Here is a 2,832-nt window from a genome sequence, read left to right on the forward strand (position 1 = left end):
ATGAAGCCCGGCGGCTGTAGCCCGCAAGCCGCCAGCAGCTCCGGGCGCTCCAGCAGCTCCGCACCGGATACGTCAGCCGCAATCGTCCCGTGCTCCATCAGGAGCACGCGGTCAGCCAGCGGCAAAAACATATCCAAATCGTGCGTAGCGAGCACTATGCCGCAGCCGCTGCGCTGCTTCCACTGGATGAGAAAGTCGGCAACGGTCTGGGTGGCCTCGCCATCCAGACCGGCCGTAGGCTCATCCAGGAGCAGCCACTGCGGGCGGCAGGCGAAGGCGCTGGCCAGCGCCACTCTGCGCTTTTGCCCGCCGCTCAGAAAGTGCGGACTTTCCTGCAGAATTTCGGCGGAAAGTCCGACTGCCTGAAGGGCGGCGGTTATGCGCGCAGCCGCTTCCTCGCGGGCCAGGCGCAGCGGCTTAAGCGAGTAGGCGAATTCCTCGCGGACGGTGCGCGCGAACAGCTGCTCCTCCGGCCGCTGGAAGACGATGCCGAGCGAGTCGGCCGTTTCGCGGTCCCGCATGCCCCTGTTCCAAAGCAGGCGTTCTCCTACCCGAATATTTCCTTCGCTGGGTGGAGTTAAGCCGGCCAAACAGTCGAGCAGGGAAGATTTGCCCGAACCCGTCCGGCCAAGCAGCAGCACCAGCGATCCGGGCTGAAGCTCAAAGCGGATGCCGCTCAATCGCTTGGTGCTATGATCCCTGCCGGGAGCAAGCAAATTAAGATCAAGAGCGCTGAGCTGCACAGCTCCCCACCTCCTCTCGCAGATCATCGATCGTTAAAGGAAGCTTCTGCAGACTAACTCCCTGGGCCAGCAAGGCGCGGCCAACCTGAACGGCATAGGGCAGCTGTACTCCAATCTGATCACTTACCGGCACAGCTAACGGACCGGAGACGGGCGTATGCTGATCATTATGGGCGGGAGCGGGCCGGCGGAAGTGTGATGGCGGTGCACTTTTTTTAGTCCCGGCTGAAGCTTGCCCGTAAAAGAAAAGCTGCGGACTTCCTTCAAACACGCTTGTCCCCTGCTCCAGAGCTACTACCCGTGTCGCCGATGCCAGCTCCTCCATGTTCTGCGTGATCCATACAATCGTTGTTCCGTTGTCATGCAGCTGCCGAACTGTTGCCAGAATCCGCTGTCTGGCCGTTGGATCAAGCATAGAGGTCGCTTCATCAAAAACGAGCAGATCAGCCTTCACAACTAACGCGGAAGCGATGGCAAGCAGCTGCTTCTGTCCTCCCGATAATTGATCGACAGGCTGATCTATTTTGTCGTCCAAGCCGACTCGGCTCAGAGCCTGTATAGCTTTCTCACGCATTAAGCTTGCATCCACCTGGTCGTTCTCCAGACCAAAGCATAAATCTTCATATACCGTTTCTCCGATAATTTGCGCATCTGGCTGCTGTCCGATCATTCTTATCTTACAGGCAGGCCCTGCCGCCGGGAGTATCCGTCCTGCTGATAGATTCAGCAGTCCCGCGATAACCCTGGCCAATGTGCTTTTTCCGCTTCCGTTGCGTCCGACAATGGCAAGCCATTCTCCTGGCCGCAGAGTAAATCCTACATTGTGCAAAGCCTGATATTCCCCGGTTCCAGTGGAAAATACGACTTGCAGCTGTTCATAGATGACCGGCAGCCGTAAAGAGGACATTTGCATCTGTTTTTCACCTTGCCTCTTTTCAATTAGAATCCTCTTGTGCTACAATCCATTTTGTTAACCAATTTTATTATACATAGAGGTTAACAAATGAAAGGAGATTTGACAATGAAAAATTCGTTCATCACCATTCGGGGATTGACGTACAGCGCCTTATTTGCCGCTATTCTCGTCGTTTTGAGCTTTATTACGATTCCAGTCGGATTTTCGCCTGTCCCTGTTACACTGCAAAACTTTGCTGTAATGTTAGCCGGCGGTCTGCTGGGTGCCCGGTACGGGCTGATCAGTATTGGTTCGGTGGTTGTGCTGTGCGCGCTTGGTTTTCCTCTGCTGCACGGCACAGGCGGCCCCGGCCTCGTCTTTGGACCGACCGGCGGATTTATCTGGTCGTTTCCAATCGCTGCCTTTCTCATTGGCTTCATTGCAGCAAAGCTTCCGGTTAGAGGGATAGCTGCCTATGTGCTGCATGCCCTCGTTAGTTTTCTGTTCGGCTCATTGCTTCTCTATATTCCCGGGGTGCCTTGGCTTGCTTACGTCGCCGATTTATCCATTGGAGAGACACTGGTCGTGGGCATGTATCCCTATTTGCCCGGTGATTTGCTGAAAGCCGCTGCCGCTGGCCTCATTATTCCGGCTATCCGCGCTGTATTTCCACTGGACCGATTGCTGCGCGGCAAGGACAAGGTCGTACAAGTCGATTCCGCTTCAACTGACGCATCCCCGGGTAAACGATAGTAAGTCCGGTTTAATTGTTTGAAGGCCCATTGGAGTGGCGGACAGCTTTAAGCTGGAAATCGTTATGTACGGGAGGGACAAACTAATGATTCTTGAAACAAGAGTGCTAGATGCAGAGACCTTTCTGCATTTCCAAAGAAATGCAGACGGAAGTGTCACCGGCAAGCTGATTCGCATCATTCCGCTGGCCAATGAACATGCACCACAGCAGCAGGCAGTCGGCACTTATATAGAATACCGTACCCAACCGTGCAGCTCGATTGCCGCAGCAGAGCTGTACGTCAACACATTACTGGAAGAGCTGGAAGAACAAGAACGGTCTTCGTTTTCTTAGGAAACTACCTCAGACAGTCTATGTTAAGGATAGCTTGACCTTGCTTGGGAAAGCTCGATAATGATGAAGAGCCGAAAATCGGAATCTTTCCGGTTTCGGCTCTTTCT

4 protein-coding genes are annotated in these 2,832 nt (G+C 54.4%); 2 read left to right on the plus strand and 2 right to left on the minus strand.

The features are described from left to right. Both PSHG_RS30850 and PSHG_RS26720 read right to left on the minus strand, forming a co-directional pair. A partial coding sequence (locus PSHG_RS30850; protein ID WP_010270967.1) for an energy-coupling factor ABC transporter ATP-binding protein occupies positions 1–743 on the minus strand: 743 nt, incomplete at its 3' end. Further along, positions 724–1,656: an ATP-binding cassette domain-containing protein gene (locus PSHG_RS26720; RefSeq protein ID WP_010270969.1), complete on the minus strand. Its 933-nt coding sequence runs from the start codon at positions 1,654–1,656 to the stop codon at positions 724–726. The genes PSHG_RS30850 and PSHG_RS26720, both read right to left, overlap by 20 nt. 108 nt (positions 1,657–1,764) lie before the next feature. Here PSHG_RS26720 and PSHG_RS26725 point away from each other — a divergent pair, with 108 nt between their 5' ends. Together PSHG_RS26725 and PSHG_RS06355 are read left to right on the plus strand one after the other, a co-directional pair. Next, complete coding sequence (locus PSHG_RS26725; RefSeq protein ID WP_010270971.1) at positions 1,765–2,391, plus strand: biotin transporter BioY; 627 nt, start codon at positions 1,765–1,767, stop codon at positions 2,389–2,391. A gap of 85 nt (positions 2,392–2,476) precedes the next feature. Then, complete coding sequence (locus PSHG_RS06355) at positions 2,477–2,725, plus strand: hypothetical protein (RefSeq protein ID WP_148497652.1); 249 nt, start codon at positions 2,477–2,479, stop codon at positions 2,723–2,725. Positions 2,726–2,832: the final 107 nt, after the last annotated feature.

It is taken from the genome of Paenibacillus senegalensis JC66 (assembly GCF_000285515.1).
Taxonomy (GTDB): Bacteria; Bacillota; Bacilli; order Paenibacillales; family NBRC-103111; genus Paenibacillus_L; species Paenibacillus_L senegalensis.